This is a genomic window from Pseudoalteromonas sp. C2R02 (assembly GCF_018860845.1).
GTDB lineage: Bacteria > Pseudomonadota > Gammaproteobacteria > Enterobacterales > Alteromonadaceae > Pseudoalteromonas.
In genome coordinates, this window is the sequence record NZ_JAHKQC010000019.1 from 1 (window position 1) to 15,476 (window position 15,476).

Consider the following 15,476-nt stretch of genomic DNA (forward strand, 5'->3'; position numbering starts at 1 on the left):
TTTTTTGCTTTTTGGGATTTGAGAATAATATAGTTCGTGGCTAAAGCCAACTCCTACAAATAAGCCCTCTGCATGTAGATTGAATCTGTAATACCGCCTATAGGAGCAAGCTTCAGATGCGAAGGTGGAAATTCAATAGCATCATATTCAACTAAAACTGTTCGTGGCTAAAGCCAACTCATACAAATAAACTTCTGCATGTAGGTTCAATCTGTAATACTAGCTGTAGGAGCCAGCTTCAGCTGTAAAGGTGAAAACTCAATAGAATCATATTTAACTCAGAGTGTTCGTGGCTAAAGCCAACTCATACAAATAAACTTCTGCATGTAGGTTTAATCTGTAATACAAGCTGTAGGAGCCAGCTTCAGCTGCAAAGGTGAAAACTCAATAGAATCATATTTAACTCAGAGTGTTCGTGGCTAAAGCCGACTCCTACAAATAAGCTTCTGCATGTAGGTTTAATCTGTAATATAGCCTGTAGGAGCCAGCTTCAGCTGCGAAGTTGAAAATTCAATAGCATCATATTTTACTCAGACTTTTCATGGCTAAAGCCAACTGCTACAAATAAACCTTCACTGGCTGGTTTAATTTGTAATACAACCTGTAGGAGCAAGCTTCAGCTGCGAAGGTAGAGTATTTGATTTCATCATATTTAACTCAGGCTGTTCGTGGCTAAAGCGGACTCCTAAAAAAGAAGCTTTTATTTGTAAGTTCATGTAATAAATTATAGCAATGGAGTTAAAATAGAAGTTCAGATATTTTTAATAAATATTGAAATGTATCATTCTAAATTTAAATACGTTTGGTGAAATTCATTCACTTTTATACTTGCTTGTTCTAAAGAAAGGGAATTATCTAATACATCATCAGCAAGGCTGAGTTTATCCTCTCTACACATTTGAGAGGCTATTATGCTTTTGACTTGATCTGTGTTGACATTATCTCTTGAAGTTGTTCTTTGGATTTGAACTTCCACAGGCACATCAATTAATAAACAGCGATTACATAGTTTATTTAAATTATTTTCAAATAATAACGGTGCAACTAATATCACATAAGGGCTTGTTGCTTGATTTAATTGATGAACTATTTGCTCACGGATCATGGGGTGAAGTAAGTTATTTAACCAAGTTTTTTTATTATAATCTTTAAAAATGATTTCTCGTAACTTAGCGCGATTAAGGGTTTTATCAACATTGAGAATATCAGAACCAAAGTGGTTACTAATTTGATTTAGGCCATCAGATCCAGTGGCAACCACTTCACGTGCTACAATATCGGCATCAACTATGTTAATGCCTAATTGTTCAAACTTATTGCTTACGGCAGATTTACCTGAACCGATACCACCCGTTAATCCAATAATTATTTTAGGCTTCATATTTAAATTAATGGCCTAAAGCAAATTGATAATAAGCGGATGTGATTTTTTCACCCCAAATCATCGCAATCCAGCCTGCAATGGCTATATAAGGGCCAAATGGAATGGGTGTCGCTTTATCCTTGCCTTGAATACTTAATAACGTAATGCCAATTACAGCGCCAACTAGACTAGATAAAAGTATTATCATAGGTAGCGATTGCCAGCCAAGTAAAGCACCAAATACGGCCATTAATTTAAAGTCACCATAACCCATACCTTCTTTGCCTGTTACCAGTTTAAATATCCAATACACAGACCAAAAACATAAGTAACCGACAGCAGCACCTATAATTGCTTGTGCTGGCTCTATAGTAAAACCTAATACTGATGCAAGTAGCGCTAACCAAAGTAAAGGTAGGGTGATTTGATCAGGCAATAACATGTGATCAATATCAATGAATATCAGTGCAACTAAACACCAAGTAACGATTAAATAAGTAAAACCAAGCGCTGTAGGGCCAAAATAATGGGCAATAGCAACACTAGCAATCGCAGTGAGTAGCTCTATACTAGGGTAACGAATAGAAATACTATTATCACAACTACCACACTTACCTTTTAAAAATAACCAACTGAGAACAGGTATATTTTGCCAAGCTTTAATTTTACTTTTACATTTAGGGCAAGTAGAAGCAGGTGTAGCCAAGTTAAATACTTTTGGTTCATCTTGAGTATAAGATTGCTTTAAATCATCAGTTAATAATAACTTACACTCATGATTCCATTCATTTTGCATCATCACAGGTAAACGGTAAATCACCACATTTAAAAAGCTCCCTATGGATAAACTGACTAAAGCAATAGTAAATAAGAAAAATAACGGACTTTGATCAAAAACTAAATTCATTTCTTGTAATAAATTATCCAACTACAGCTCCTAATTGGAATATAGGTAAATACATAGCAATAATTAAACCACCTACAAGAACACCTAAAACAGCCATAATTAAAGGTTCTAACAAAGATGATAAACCATCAACAGCATCATCTACTTCTGCTTCATATATATTGGCTACTTTCTCTAACATACCATCAAGAGAACCTGACTCTTCACCAATAGCAACCATTTGAATTACCATAGAAGGGAATATATTTGAATTTCGCATTGCAAAGTTCATTTGATTACCTGAGCTAACCTCTGCTTTTATTTCTAAGATGGCATCTCGGTAAACTGCATTACCGGAAGCGCCGGCCGCTGATTGTAAAGCATCAACTAAAGGCACACCTGCGGCAAAAGTAGTGGAAAGAGTACGGGCATAACGTGCAACAGCTGCTTTGTTTAAAATCATGCCTATAACTGGTAATTTTAAAATAGTTTTATCTGTATTATCGCGTACCTTTTTACTGCCTCTATGAGCTTGCCGAAAGGCGTAGCCTCCAGCCCACATTGCACCAAGCACTACCCACCAGTACTCTTGCATAAAATCAGATATACCAATTACGAATAAAGTAAATGCGGGAAGCTCAGCACCAAACCCAGCAAAAATATCCTGAAATTGTGGCACAACAAATATCAATAATATGGAAGTTACTATGCCTGCAATTGTCATAACAGCAATAGGATAAAACATGGCTTTTTTAATTTTAGACTTTAATGCTTCAGTTTTTTCTTTATAGATAGCAACACGGTCAAAAATACGATCTAAAGCGCCTGAAGACTCTCCTGATTCAACTAAGTCACAGTATAAATCATCAAAATAGAGTGGGTGTTTACGTAGACTATCGCTTAAAGGTTGGCCTGATTTTATTTCAGTGCCAATATTGTTAGTGAGCTTTTTCACTGATTTTTTTTCAGATCCAGAGCCTATCATATCGATTGCTTGTACCAGTGGTACACCAGCTAAAAGCATAGTTGCTATTTGCCTTGTTAATAAAGCGATGTCTTTTGCTGTAATCTTTGGGTCTGCAGACAACCCTAAAAAAGGTTTTGCTTTCTTTTTTACTTTAGAGGGAACTATACCTTGTTGGCGAAGTTTTGCTTTAACACGGGCAAGACTATCTTCACTTATTTCACCTTCGAGTTTTTTACCTCGGTTATTTACACCGATCCATTGGTAAATGTCTTGCTCTACTACTTTTGCTTTCTTAGTGGCCATAATTTAGCTCTTTGTATTAGCTCTTTATAGTTATTGTATTTAAGTTCTTAGCTGATTGAAGTTGTATTATAGTTTAATAACTTCAATAATAAGCATGTAAATAAAAATTGGCTGTAATCATTAATATAACATCAGTCATCTCCGAAGTGTTCTATCGGAGATCCTGTTTTAAGGTTCTAAGTCTAATTTTAGAAAGATTCCCGATAAAACACTTCGGGAATGACGCATATTTTTATATTTCACAACACTCTATAATATAGCTTTGGTGATATTAGAAATACTTTATTTATATTAAAAGCTCGTTACACGGTTTATTTCAACTAGGCTAGTTACACCGCTTGCTGCTTTTTTTAAACCTGACTTTCTTAAGTTGTTAATACCTTCTTTTTCGGCTGCTTCAGCTATTTCTAATGAGTTGCCTGCGCGCATAATGATTTGTGCTATTGCGGGAGTTATTGGCATTACTTCATATATACCTACTCGGCCTTTATAGCCTTCGGTACAATGTTCACATCCAACTCCTTTGAAGAGCTTTAAGTTTGGGATGTCATCTTCAAGGTAACCCAAACGAATAAGTTCTTCTTGGGGTAGCGTTTCAGGTTCTTTACAGTGATGACATAAACGGCGCGCTAAACGTTGAGCTATAATTAAAGTTACTGAGCTGGCAATATTATAACTCGGTACGCCCATATTCATTAAGCGAGTTAATGTTTCTGGTGCTGAGTTTGTATGCAAGGTAGATAATACTAAGTGACCAGTTTGTGCCGCTTTGATTGATATTTCAGCAGTTTCTAAATCACGAATTTCACCTACCATTACAATATCGGGATCTTGACGTAAAAAGGCTCTTAAAGCATTGGCAAAGGTCATATCTGCACGAACATTAATTTGTACTTGGTTTACGCCCACTAAGTTAATTTCTACAGGGTCTTCGGCTGTAGATATATTTCGCTCAGGTTTATTAAGTATATTTAAACCGGTATATAGTGATACTGTTTTACCTGAACCGGTAGGACCAGTAACTAATATCATGCCTTGCGGTTGTGCTAAAGCGGTTAAATAAAGCTCTTTTTGTTCTTTTTCGTAACCTAAAACATCTATGCCCAACATGGCGCTTGATGAATCAAGAATACGCATTACTACTTTTTCGCCCCAAAGGGTAGGTAAAGTACTGACACGAAAATCAATGCTTTTCTTTTTATTTATTTTTAATTTTATTCTGCCATCTTGCGGTTTTCGCTTTTCAGCTAAGTCCATTTGCGACATAACTTTTATACGTGCGGATATCCTACTTTCTAAGCCTATCGGTGGATTGGCTATCTCATGTAAAACACCATCTATGCGAAAACGAATTCGATACATATGCTCGTAAGGTTCAAAATGTAAATCAGACGCGCCACGTTTAATAGCATCCATTAATATTTTATTAATATATACAATAATTGGCGCATCATCTTCTTTGCTATTCACATCTGTGGATAAATTACTATTTTTACCACCATCGGGTGATTCGCCACTGAGTTCAGCCATTTGTGCATCAGTAAGCTCTAATGCAGATGTAGTGTCAAATAAAGACTCGATTGCTAACTCAAGTTGATCATAACTAACAACAATAATTTCACTTTGCATGCCCGTATTGAATTCATAATCCTCGAAGGCATCAAAATTTGTAGGATCGCTAGTCGCTAAATAAAGGGTTTTTCCTTTTACTGAAATAGGTAATACATGATGCTTTTTTATTAGTTTTTCATTCAGGATTTTTTCATCAGGTAAAAGCGTAGTATCAAAGTCAGTTAAATCGAATAGCGGGGCGTGAAATAATTGGGATGCACGTTGTGCAAGCTCCGGTGCAGTTAAATTAGACTCCCTGCAAATCAGCTCTGCCACTGATATATTTTCAGTATTTTCAGCTTTACTGATTTTTTCAAAATCAAGTGCACCTAAGTGAACTAATTTTCTGATTAAAGGGGAGTTCAATAACATTATTATCGCTAATTATTTAATTTATAATTCATATAGCCATTTCAATAGAAAAATGCTGTTAAGTCAATCAAATAGTAGATTAATATTGGTCTATAGGCCATAGAAAAGCTAAAAAGGTTTAATTTAGTTTTTATTTAATTAAGGCTCTGTACAGCCTTGAGGGGCGAAACTACTTTCCCAAGTCGTAGGTCGGTCAGCTATATTGCAATTCCAAACACCTGTAATAGCATCTCTAACTAGGTTGATGGTAGCACCATTTACAGGGTTACTACCTTGGATTACTCCTGATATGGTCGTTGCTGTTAAACTATGACTTGCACATGATATTGCACTGGCAACATTTATTTCAGCTAAATTAGCCGCAGCTGAAGGTGGAGTACCTGCGTTTGATTTTATTTCAAATAATACTCTGCCGGACTGTATCTCTTTAAAACAGCTTGAAACATCTGATTTTGCAACATAGCTCTGATATTCAGGTAACGCAACCGCTGCCAATATTCCAATGATAGCAACCACAATCATTAACTCTATTAGAGTAAAGCCTTTTATCGAATTCACCATAAGATTATCCATTAAAAAGAAGCGCATAAATAATGGGCTTCTTTTAAATTATTTAATATTAGTTTGTGCAACCTTTTGGTAATAAATCTAACGGTGCAGTTGACGTACAAGTCCATATACCCGAAGTAGCATTACGTGTTAGCGTAATTGTTTTAGTATCTACTGCTGCAGCCCCTTGAATTGCACCAACAATAGTTGTTGCTGTTAGTGCGTGAGTAGCACATGCTTGTGCACTAGGTAAACCAACGGTTACACCACCTGTTGCACCAGCGGCGACAGCTCCTACTACACCATTAGTACCTGAACCTGTAGCTGTTACGGTTAGTACTTCAAATTGTGTTTTACCAGGAATTATTTCTTTATAACAAGAGCTAACTTGCGAGCCAGCTGTATAGCTTTGGTATTGCGGTAATGCTACAGCGGCCAAAATACCAATGATTGCTACTACGATCATTAATTCAATTAATGTAAAGCCCTTTTGAGCCTTCAGTTTTAAATTATTCATTGTTACTCTCCTAACGGGGGGTGGGGGTAAAATTAGTTAAATTTTTTAATGTACTACTTTATAAATCGCACGATATTCAATCTAAGTGAATTAGCTTGAATTACAAATATACTCTGATCATTTTTCGAGCGTTCATTTCAGTATAGTTAACAATTTTGAATTGAGAAAGGCGGTTTATATTAATTTGGGCTGATTGTTTTATAAGCTACTGAAATAAATAAAATCAAAAAAAAATTATTGTTTGTAATGAGTGTTTTTAAGACGGTTTAGCTAAAGTCTGCATAATTTATGGAAGTACTTTGATTGGCATTGTTTAATGAAAACAGGTGTTTTGTGAGTTATCTCCTATCATCAGGGCATCATTTAAATAATGAAATTGGCTTTAATTAAAAATAAAGCTACTTTATCATTATTTTTAAGTATTAAATTTCGATGCAGTCTGATGGTAAATATTTACTATTCCATGTAGCTGGTCGTTTTGTAATGTTGCATGTCCAAACACCTGTGTTTGAATCTCTAGCTAGATTAATATTTGCACCACTTACGGGGCTACTACCTTGTATTACTCCGGTTATTGTTGTTTCTGTTAAGCTGTGGCTTAAACATGAAGCTGCACTGGCAACATTGATTTCTGATAAATTAGCTGCATTTTTGGGAGGAGTACCAGAGTTTGATTTTATTTCAAATAATACTCGACCTGATTGTATTTCTTTATAGCAACTAGTAACATCTGCTTTTGCAACATAGCTTTGGTATTCAGGTACCGCTACAGCAGAGAGTATACCTATGATAGCGACAACTATCATTAACTCTATAAGAGTAAAACCTTTTACCGAATTCGCCATAAGATAAACTGCCTATAAAAAACAAAAAAGCTCATAAAGAATGAGCTTTTTAAAAAATATAAATTAAACTTTTGTACAACCTTTAGGTAATAAATCAGCCGGAGCAGTTGATGTACAAGTCCAGACTCCAGTGCTAGCAGCACGAGTTAGAGTTATAAGTTTTGTATCCACAGCTGCAGCACCCTGAATTGCACCAATAATCGTTGTAGCAGTTAATGCATGAGTTGCACATGCTTGAGCTACAGGTAAGCCAACGCTTACACCACCGTTAGCATCTGCTGCTACTGTTCCTACTACACCTTTTGTACCTGTGCCTGTAGCAGTTACTGTTAAAACTTCAAATTGTGTTTTCCCTGGGATGATTTCTTTATAACAAGCACTTACTTGAGAACCTGCTGTGTAGCTTTGATATTGTGGTAATGCAACTGCAGCTAAAATACCGATAATTGCAACTACAATCATTAATTCAATTAGTGTAAAGCCTTTTTGTGCTTTTTGTTTCATGTTTTTCATCTTACTCTCCAAACGGGGGCTTATAATATATAAGTAAAAAGATTACTTTATATTATTGAAAATTAAAATTCTCTAATGAGAAAGTGTGTCTTTGAGTTTTTATTTAATTCCGTTTTAACTCATTGATACAATTATAAACTCAGAGTAAATTATTTTTTGACTTTATTACTAAACTCAAGAAATTAATCTAACCCTTTATCATTAGAGGTATCTCCATGTACCCCTCAATTGTTATTAGATGCTATCATGCAAAAATGAATATTGGTAGTTTATTAGTTACCTTTTTATAACAAACTTGTGTTTTAGGCTATATTTAGCTTAAATATACTTTTTAAAACACAAATTATGTTATTTCTGATACTTAGGAGACTCTCTTTGTGGAAACAAAATAGGTATTTTGTATTAGTTGTTGCTAAAGCGCATTGATAAGTCAACGGCGTTTACATGTTTTGTTAACGCGCCGCTAGAAATAAAATCAACACCTGCTTGCGAGTATTGTTTTAAAGTTTCGATAGTCATATTGCCCGAAACTTCTAATTTAGCTCTTTTATCTGTAAAAGTAACTGCTTGTTGAATTTGTTCAACAGTAAAGTTATCTAACATGATAATGTCAGCGCCTGCGTTTATCGCTTGCTCAAGTTCGTCAAAGTTTTCAACTTCAACTTCTACTTTTATGCTTGGGTTATTTTGCTTAGCGATACTTTGTTTAGCAGCTGTTACTGCTTGGTTTATTCCGCCACAGGCTGCAATATGGTTCTCTTTAATTAAAAACGCATCAAAAAGGCCAATTCTATGATTTTGTCCACCACCACATTTAACTGCATATTTTTGTAATTGTCTTAAACCAGGAAGGGTTTTACGGGTATCAAGTAATTGTGTGGTTGTGCCTTCAAGCTCTTTTACACACATAGCTGTAGTCGTTGCTGTACCTGACAAGGTTTGTACAAAGTTAAGTGCAGTACGTTCGGCAGTTAAAATAGCTCTTGCGCTACCAGTAGCAATAAATAATATGCTATTAGCTTTTACTGAGTCGCCATCGTTTACTAAAAATTCAAGTTCTACGTTTGAATCTACTTGTTTAAATACTTCTTCAACAATAGCCTTACCACAAAATACGCAATCTTCACGTGTGATCACGATTGCATTGGCTGTTTGTGTTTGGGGAATTAATAACGCAGTGATATCTCCAGTGGTACTTAGGCCTGATGAAGTATCATCTTTGTTTGTATTTAAATCTTCGTCTAATGCAAGTTTAACAAGTTGGCTGATTAAGTCTGGTGAGAGTGACATTTTTAATTCTCTTTACAAAGTATTGTTTGAATATTGGAGTCAATTACTCAGGTTTATACCTAAGATAAGTTTATGGTTAAATTTTACCTGTATTTAAACTGTGATGCTAGGCTTAGCTTCTAGTTGGTAAATATCTTTTGCGTTATCAAAGCTGATAGCTTGCCAAATGTTATTAGGTAAATTTAAATCATAATAACTCTGCCATAAATCTGCGTAGCTTTTACTAAACAAACAAAGCGGAAAGTTACTTGCTAATATAATTCGGTTTTCGCCAAATTGAGATAATAAATGATTAATGATTTGTTTTAACCATAGCTGTTTATATTGCCTATTATGCATTTCCCAGCCTGAACATTTTATATGGATGTTGTGAAAGGGAGATAAAATATCAATTGCTTGCTGCCACTGTTGGTATTTATTTGCTGTTGGAAAACCACAGTGGTTTATCAGTATGTTTAAACTAGGTAAACTTTTAGTGTATTTAGCTAACTGTTTAGAGGCATTGAGGTTGTGGATTTCAAATTGTGCTTCAAAGATTAAATTGAGTTCAGCCAATAAAGTTAAGTTGGTTAATATGTTCTCATGAAACAATAAATCATTATCAGTACCTTCCATTATGTGTCGAATACCTATTAGCTGATTATTACTTTGTAGCTGAAGCTTAGATAGCTGCAGTTTGAACGTTTCATTAGATAGTGTCATATCAAGAAAAGAAACCGCTTTAAAAGGTATATTGCTAATTGTAGAGCGTAAAAAATTAATCTCTTCAATTGGGGACTTATTATCAAAGCCTGCTTCAATATGTACTATACCTCCTAGGTTAAAGTTATCATTTAACTGGAGATCTTGCTCGGTGAAGTTTTTTTGAATGATGTGCTTATCTGGCCAAAAGGGTGGGTTATTAGTTTGTAGCCATTGATATTGGCCTTTTACTAAATCAAATAAGTGAATATGTGGATCTATTATTTTATGTTTCATTTTTTTTTCATCGCTTATTGATTTGTTATTAAGAGCCTTGAGAGGCGATTATAACTGCCTTGTTTTCAGATGACGATATTCCCGATAAAAGACTTCGGGAATGAGTATGTTGGTTAATCGTGTTTATCCATAAAAATAATAAGAGAGGTCTTACAAATTCAGCTCAAAATAAAAGCGAATGTAATATTCGCTTTATAAAAAGAATTTAAGGTTTGTTAAAATTTTTTAATGGCCACAACCGCCGGCACCGTGTACATGGCCGTGAGATAGTTCTTCTTCAGTTGCTTCTCTTACTGTGCTTATTTCAATCGCAAATGTAAGTGTTTTACCTGCTAATGGGTGGTTTAAATCACAATCAGCATTAAATTTACCTACTTTAAGGATTGTCACTTGGCGGCGGCCTTGATCTGTTTCAACAAAAGCGTTCATGCCCGGTTTCCAGATATTTGCTTTTTTCTTAGTTGGTGCACCAGAACCGTCTAATAAATGTTTTAATGGAATTCTTTGTTGTAAACCATCTTGAATTTCACCATAACCATCTTCTGGTGTTAAAGTGATTTCAAATTTATCGCCAGTTGCTTTGCCTTCAATTGCGTTTTCTATACCCGGTAACATGGCATTATGTCCATGCAAGTATTGTAGTGGCTCAGATGAATGGCTATTTTCAATCTCTACATCATTTTCAGTAAGAGTGTAATGGAATTCAACAACAGAGTTTTTGCTTATAGACATAATATTTCAGTTTATTTATAAATTTTTATAATTGTACTGGAATATATCGCTTTAAAACAAATTAATTAGAAATATCCGTGTTTTGTATGATGATCAAAAAAATTAGTTAAAAATTCAAATACTGCATATAGCGATAAAACAAATTGATTAGAAATAAAGATACTGAATTTTGGGTTATATAAAATTAATTAGGAATAGTGGTATTTATATTTAATATATCTAAAAACTGATTGTTAACTGTCGCTTTTGGTTTGGCTTCAAGTGGAGCGGGATCTTTTTCTAGCCAAATGATCATTTTTTTACCTAGCTTTAAAATTGCATTTTGATCTATTTCATTCCAAACAGCTAAATCTTTAAAAGATACACCATATAGCTGGCTTATATCCCATAAAGTATCGCCTTTTTTAACAATATAAGACGTACTTACTTTAACTTTATCAGGTATCTTTTTACGTTGTAAATAGGGGCTTATATGGTATTCCACTGTGAGCTCTGAGTTTTTATATGCCGGTAATGCTAATACTTGACCTATTTTAATTAAGTCGCCATTTAGTTGATTGATTGCTTTTAACTTATTTACAGTAGTATTAAATTTCTTTGATATTTTAAATAAAGAGTCTTTGGCTTTCACCTGATAACGACCATAAACAAGTTTGCCATCAATTAATTGATAATGAGAGTCGAAGTAATGTGCTTGACTAATGGGTACTAGTAATTGATGTGGCCCATATTTTGGGCTTGAGTTGCTTATATAGCCTGGGTTTAATTGATATAAGGTCTGCATTTTTATTTTTGCAATCTTAGCGGCAATTAACATATCAAATTGCTGGCCTATATCTATATTAATTGTAGTTGCTTGGTTTTTTAATTTAGGCCAAAAGTGATATTTATCTTGTTGCTTTAAAATTGATGATAAAGCAAGCAGTTTTGGTATGTAGTTAGTTGTTTCTGATGGTAGATTTAATGACCAAAAATCAGTTTTTTTACCTAAACGTTTATTTTCAATAATAGCTTGTTTTACACGACCTTCGCCCGAATTATATGCAGCAATGGCATGTAGCCAATTTTTTGAAAACTTAAAATGTAGATACTCTAAATAATCTAAAGCGGCAGTGGTTGCTGCTAGCACATCATAGCGGCCATCGTACCAAGCATTTTTTTGTAAGTTGAAATGTTTTGCGGTAATTGGCATAAGTTGCCAAATCCCCGTTGCACCTTGTGCTGATAACGCTTTTATTTCAAAGTCACTTTCTACTATGGGTAACAAAGCCAGCTCTAATGGTAATTTTCGTTGTTCTATTTGATTTACAATATGATAAAGGAAAGGTTCGCTGCGTTTTGTTATTGTATGCATGTAATAGGGGTGTTTTAAGTACCAAGCAATTTTTTTATCAATCTCTTTATGTTTAATGCTAGGGAACTTAAGTTGCATGGCGATTCTAAGCCATAAGTCAGAAACTTCAGCGGGCTTTTTAATCGTTATTTTTTTTACTTTTGCTTTATTTGCTATTTTTGTAATTACTGGTGTCGGTTCCGCTTTATTTGACTTAGTAGGTGAGTGATTACTTTTAACTTTAAGGCTTGATTTGTTAACCGCCATGTTATTTGATTGACAGCCGATAAGAGCAAGTATTATTAATATTCTAAGCTGCGCCATACAGATTGTAATCCGAGCTGATGAATATTTTGAGTGTAGACTAGTTTAAAAAATAGCTGTAATAAAAAGGTTAACTAATGACTTGTAAAACCATATAAGGAGACTTAATGATTATGAAAGGTAAAAATATAAAAACAACAGCCATAATTAAATAAATTGCTGAATGAATATAATGCGTTTTTTTAATTTTTAATAATGAACAACCCGCTATTAATCCGCCAGCAACAATTAAAAAGCCCCATAACTGTAAAAGACTGGTACTTTGAGTTTGTTGAATTTTAAGTAAGGTTGCAAATACATGCGCATCATTAATTAAAACAGCAAGCAAAGTAATGCTTACTAAAATAAATTTAATGCCTAATATTCTACTTTTTGAAGCCATAAAGTTTTCATGTTTACAAAAGTGGAGTGTATTATGGTTATAAAAGGGTATTAATTACCAGAGGTTTATGCGAAATAACGCACTATTTATTATTGAGTGCGTTATTTACTGTAGAAATTAAGGCATTGAGTTCTTGCTGATTTTGCTCTAATTTTTGATTTGCCAAAGCGAGTTCGTGACTTAAATTTAAAGCTGTCATCAAAAGTGCTCTGTCATTATTTCGAATACCACTACGCTGTTTGATATCCCAAAATAACTTATCTAAATGTTGCGCTGCTTCATTTAAAGCGGGCTCTTGTCCATCTGGGCAAGCAAACTGGTGTTGCTGCCCCATGATTTCAACCTTAATACCTTTTGGGTTGGTTGGAGACATTAATTAGCCTGCTGAACACTTTGTAATTTAGTTAATAAACCTTCAAGAGTTGTTGCAGCATGCTTTTGTTTTTCATCTACTTCTAACGCTTCAAGTTGTAGTGTTTCATTTTCATCAGTAAGTTTGTGGTTTTGATCTTTTAACTCAGAAACAGTTTGTTTTAACTGGTTGTTTTGTTCAATAAGTTGATTGATCAGTTGTTCGAGTTGAGGAAGTGTTTCGTTTAACATAAGGCGCTCTTATAACTGGTTTAATAATAACTGCAAATTTAATCTAAACTTGTACATATTGCTACTGTTTACGCACGAATAGCTGAAATAAGTTAGCTTTTTAAGTAAAATAGCGAAAGCTACCTCTTTATTAAAAGAAAAATAGGATTTTAAATGCTTAGTTATCGTCACTCATTTCATGCTGGAAACCCAGCCGATGTGTTAAAACACTTAGTATTGTTTGAAGTATTAAAGTACCTCACAAAAAAAGATAAATCATTAGAGTATATTGATACGCATAGTGGAGCTGGAATGTATGCGTTTTCCTCAAGTGAAGCACAAAAAACGCAAGAATTTGAACAAGGTATCGCTAAATTATGGGCGTACTCAGGTGATAATCAAGCAATTATAGATTACTTAGATTTAATCAAAGGTTTTAACCAAAATGAATTGTCATTTTATCCTGGTTCTCCTGCGGTTGCCCATAAGGTATTAAGAGCACAAGATAAGTCTTGGTTATTTGAATTACACCCGCAAGATCATGGCCATTTATCTAATAATTTTAGACCAACAAGAAAAAGAAAAGTAAGAAAAGAAGATGGTTTTCAGGGGTTGTTAGGTCTATTACCGCCTTTATCCCGTCGTGCTTGTGTTTTAATTGATCCGCCTTATGAAATTAAATCAGACTATGAATTAGTTGTTAAAACAGTTGCTACTGCATATAAAAAGTTTGCAACAGGTACTTATATGATTTGGTATCCAGTTGTAGATAGAGAGCGAATTGAAAAAATGGAAGCGTCACTGATTGAATCAGGTATTAAAAATGTTCACCTTTATGAGCTAGGCACTTCAAAAGATACCGAAGAACATGGCATGACAGCATCAGGAATGATAGTGATAAACCCACCGTGGAATCTAAGTAATACTATGGATTCAGTGATGCCAGAGTTAGTTGAATTACTTTCAAATGATGATGGTTTTTATCGCTCAGTAGAGCTTGTTTCTGAGTAGGTAAGTATAAAATAACGTGAAATAAATTCCTAAACCATTGACTTATACGATAAGTTTCGTATATTACTACGAGTTCTATCGTATAAGGAGATGGGGAATGAATAAATATAATGTTGTTATCGCCAGTGCAAATGAAAAAACACGCCTTAATATAAAGCAGTTATTAGAGTTTCATTTTGACTTTGAAGCCGTTGCTTTGACAAGTAATAAAGACGATGTACTAGGTGTATGTTTATCTGGTGAGATAGATGTTTTATTTATTGACTCAAATCTGCTTTCAGATGAAGAACAAAGCCATTTAATAGAAAAACTTTCCTCAAACATCAGAATCGTATATTTATCTGAAAATTCAATTCAAGCTGCTAATGCTTTTGATTTAGGAGTTATTGACTATTTAATTACGCCTTTTTGTAGTGAGCGATTCCAAAAGTGCATACGTAAATTGTTAAGAGAATTAAATCGTGTTGTTGAAGCTCCTATGGCACACATTCAAAATTTATTGAGTCAATTTCAATTACCTAATACGGCAAAAGACCCCATCGTTGTTAAAGATACTGGCAAAATTCGCATAATAGATACCGATGATATTTTATGGGTTGGCAGTGCTGGCAACTATGTTGAACTACATTTATCCGATGAAGAAAGACCTATTTTACACAGAGAAACCTTATCAGCTATGTTAGATAAATTAACATCACATGGGTTTATTCGTATTCATAGATCTTCACTGGTGAAAAAACAGAGTATTACTGAGCTAAAACCAACAGATAATGGCGATTATTTAGTAACATTAAAAAATGGTGATTTACTTAATTTGTCTCGGCGTTATAAACAAAGCATGTCAGGCATTTTGACTTAATAGTATTTCCGTTAATTTACCAGTCACTCAGCGTAAATTCAAAGCGCTTTAGGGAATAT

At 34.3% G+C, this 15,476-nt stretch carries 17 protein-coding genes; 2 read left to right on the forward strand and 15 right to left on the reverse strand.

The genetic code is table 11. From position 1 onward, the window contains the following. Positions 1 to 781: 781 nt before the first annotated feature. From coaE to zapB, 15 genes are all read right to left on the reverse strand, one after another. Positions 782 to 1,381, reverse strand: a complete 600-nt coding sequence (gene coaE / locus KO527_RS05515; RefSeq protein WP_216039363.1) for a dephospho-CoA kinase — start codon at positions 1,379 to 1,381, stop codon at positions 782 to 784. A 7-nt stretch (positions 1,382 to 1,388) separates the two neighbouring features. After that, complete coding sequence (locus KO527_RS05520) at positions 1,389 to 2,270, reverse strand: A24 family peptidase (protein ID WP_216039407.1); 882 nt, start codon at positions 2,268 to 2,270, stop codon at positions 1,389 to 1,391. A 13-nt stretch (positions 2,271 to 2,283) separates the two neighbouring features. Continuing rightward, complete coding sequence (locus KO527_RS05525) at positions 2,284 to 3,519, reverse strand: type II secretion system F family protein (protein ID WP_216039364.1); 1,236 nt, start codon at positions 3,517 to 3,519, stop codon at positions 2,284 to 2,286. Between the two features lie 291 nt (positions 3,520 to 3,810). Then, entirely contained in the window at positions 3,811 to 5,502 is a 1,692-nt protein-coding gene (pilB, locus tag KO527_RS05530; protein ID WP_216039365.1) for a type IV-A pilus assembly ATPase PilB, read from the reverse strand. 138 nt (positions 5,503 to 5,640) lie between these two features. After that, positions 5,641 to 6,063: a pilin gene (locus KO527_RS26235; RefSeq protein ID WP_289847656.1), complete on the reverse strand. Its 423-nt coding sequence runs from the start codon at positions 6,061 to 6,063 to the stop codon at positions 5,641 to 5,643. 58 nt (positions 6,064 to 6,121) lie between these two features. Further along, on the reverse strand, positions 6,122 to 6,568 hold the full coding sequence (locus KO527_RS26240; protein ID WP_216039366.1) for a pilin: 447 nt from the start codon (positions 6,566 to 6,568) through the stop codon (positions 6,122 to 6,124). Positions 6,569 to 6,990: 422 nt separating this feature from the next. After that, positions 6,991 to 7,413: a pilin gene (locus tag KO527_RS26245; RefSeq protein WP_216039367.1), complete on the reverse strand. Its 423-nt coding sequence runs from the start codon at positions 7,411 to 7,413 to the stop codon at positions 6,991 to 6,993. A 63-nt stretch (positions 7,414 to 7,476) separates the two neighbouring features. Beyond that, positions 7,477 to 7,926: a pilin gene (locus KO527_RS05550; RefSeq protein ID WP_216039368.1), complete on the reverse strand. Its 450-nt coding sequence runs from the start codon at positions 7,924 to 7,926 to the stop codon at positions 7,477 to 7,479. A gap of 402 nt (positions 7,927 to 8,328) precedes the next feature. Next, a complete protein-coding gene (gene nadC / locus KO527_RS05555) occupies positions 8,329 to 9,216 on the reverse strand; it encodes a carboxylating nicotinate-nucleotide diphosphorylase (RefSeq protein ID WP_216039369.1) in 888 nt (295 codons plus the stop codon). A 93-nt stretch (positions 9,217 to 9,309) separates the two neighbouring features. Then, on the reverse strand, positions 9,310 to 10,194 hold the full coding sequence (locus tag KO527_RS05560; RefSeq protein WP_216039370.1) for an amidohydrolase family protein: 885 nt from the start codon (positions 10,192 to 10,194) through the stop codon (positions 9,310 to 9,312). A gap of 225 nt (positions 10,195 to 10,419) precedes the next feature. Beyond that, positions 10,420 to 10,926, reverse strand: coding sequence for a peptidylprolyl isomerase (locus KO527_RS05565; protein WP_216039371.1), 507 nt, complete (start codon positions 10,924 to 10,926; stop codon positions 10,420 to 10,422). Positions 10,927 to 11,110: 184 nt separating this feature from the next. Further along, positions 11,111 to 12,583 carry a LysM peptidoglycan-binding domain-containing protein gene (locus KO527_RS05570; protein ID WP_216039372.1) on the reverse strand — a complete coding sequence of 491 codons (1,473 nt, stop codon included), beginning with the start codon at positions 12,581 to 12,583 and terminating at the stop codon, positions 11,111 to 11,113. Positions 12,584 to 12,653: 70 nt separating this feature from the next. Further along, on the reverse strand, positions 12,654 to 12,965 hold the full coding sequence (locus KO527_RS05575; RefSeq protein WP_216039373.1) for a hypothetical protein: 312 nt from the start codon (positions 12,963 to 12,965) through the stop codon (positions 12,654 to 12,656). Between the two features lie 82 nt (positions 12,966 to 13,047). Next, positions 13,048 to 13,338: a cell division protein ZapA gene (locus tag KO527_RS05580; RefSeq protein WP_216039374.1), complete on the reverse strand. Its 291-nt coding sequence runs from the start codon at positions 13,336 to 13,338 to the stop codon at positions 13,048 to 13,050. Further along, positions 13,338 to 13,568: a cell division protein ZapB gene (zapB, locus tag KO527_RS05585; protein WP_042147274.1), complete on the reverse strand. Its 231-nt coding sequence runs from the start codon at positions 13,566 to 13,568 to the stop codon at positions 13,338 to 13,340. Before zapB ends, KO527_RS05580 begins: the two co-directional genes overlap by 1 nt. A gap of 153 nt (positions 13,569 to 13,721) precedes the next feature. Between zapB and rlmJ the strand changes: the two genes are divergently transcribed. Together rlmJ and KO527_RS05595 are read left to right on the forward strand one after the other, a co-directional pair. After that, positions 13,722 to 14,558 (forward strand): 23S rRNA (adenine(2030)-N(6))-methyltransferase RlmJ, encoded by an 837-nt coding sequence (gene rlmJ, locus KO527_RS05590; protein WP_216039375.1) that lies wholly within the window; start codon positions 13,722 to 13,724, stop codon positions 14,556 to 14,558. Between the two features lie 97 nt (positions 14,559 to 14,655). After that, entirely contained in the window at positions 14,656 to 15,417 is a 762-nt protein-coding gene (locus KO527_RS05595; RefSeq protein ID WP_216039376.1) for a LytTR family DNA-binding domain-containing protein, read from the forward strand. Positions 15,418 to 15,476: the final 59 nt, after the last annotated feature.